This is a genomic window from Nonomuraea rosea, from assembly GCF_039539705.1.
GTDB lineage: Bacteria > Actinomycetota > Actinomycetes > Streptosporangiales > Streptosporangiaceae > Nonomuraea > Nonomuraea rosea.
Map to the genome: position 1 here is coordinate 1 of NZ_BAABDQ010000145.1, position 771 is coordinate 771.

At 65.9% G+C, this 771-nt stretch carries 1 protein-coding gene; it reads left to right on the forward strand.

Features of this window, described 5'->3' with window-relative positions:
• Positions 1-20 precede the first annotated feature (20 nt).
• The coding region (locus ABEA43_RS67815) for an AMP-binding protein (protein ID WP_345581600.1) at positions 21-771 on the forward strand (751 nt) is incomplete at its 3' end.

Below are 771 nucleotides of genomic sequence, written 5' to 3' on the forward strand. Positions count from 1 at the left end.
TGGTGAATCGGCTGGCTTGGATGCAGGAGCGGCTTGGGTTGTCGGCGGGTGAGCGGGTGGTGCAGAAGACGTCGTTCGGGTTTGACGTGTCGGTGTGGGAGTTTTTCTGGCCTCTGTTGTGGGGCGGCGTGGTGGTGTTGGCGCGGCCTGGTGGGCATCGGGATGCGGCGTATCTGGCGGAGTTGATTCGTCGGGAGCGGGTGTCGGTGGCGCATTTTGTGCCGTCGATGTTGGAGGCGTTTTTGGCGGAGCCGGCTGCGGCGGGGTGTGGCGGTCTGCGGTGGGTGGTGTGTTCGGGTGAGGCGTTGCCGGTGCATGTGATGCGGCGGTTCTTCGAGGTGCTGGACGGTGTGCGGCTGGAGAACTACTACGGGCCCACCGAGGCATCGATCGATGTGACCGCCTGGGAGTGCTCGCCTGACTGGGCCGGAAGCTCTGTCCCGATTGGCCGGCCGGTGACCAACACGCGGGCCTTTGTGCTGGATGAGTTTTTGCGGCCGGTGCCGCCGGGTGTGGTGGGTGAGTTGTATGTGGCCGGGGTGCAGGTGGCGCGTGGGTATGTGGGTCGGCCGGGGTTGAGTGCTGAGCGGTTTGTGGCGTGTCCGTTCGGGTCTGGGATGCGGATGTATCGGACGGGGGATCGGGCGTCGTGGTCGGGTGAGGGGGAGTTGCTTTTCGCTGGTCGTGTGGATGATCAGGTGAAGGTGCGTGGGTTCCGGGTGGAGCCGGGTGAGGTCGGTTCGGTGTTGGCGGGGTGTCCTGGGGTGGGGC